1 pseudogene is annotated in these 246 nt (G+C 65.4%); it reads left to right on the top strand.

Annotated features, from left to right (window positions below):
- Positions 1 to 246: pseudogene (locus KVT44_RS56580) on the top strand (HNH endonuclease); the annotation flags it as partial.

Genomic DNA, 246 nt, shown 5'->3' with positions numbered 1-246 from the left:
GCTCCGACATCGACGAGGCCATCGCCTTCTTCGGCACCCGGCCGTACGACAAGCCCCGTCGACACCTTTACAAACGCTACGAGCACTTCGGGATCGACACCTCTCACTTCCCCCGCAATGGCCGCCGTGGGCCGCAGGACCTGCCGAGTGAGAGTGAGTTGCGCCAAGCAGTCACCGGGTCCATTTCCATCGCAGGCGTCCTCCGGTTACTGCAACGCCCGGTCAACTCCCGGCTGCGCGCGCTGC

This window comes from Streptomyces sp. GbtcB7, assembly GCF_019091445.1.
GTDB lineage: Bacteria > Actinomycetota > Actinomycetes > Streptomycetales > Streptomycetaceae > Streptomyces > Streptomyces mirabilis.
The sequence above is the reverse complement of the archived record's forward strand: the minus strand, read 5'-3'. Positions and strand labels throughout refer to the sequence as shown.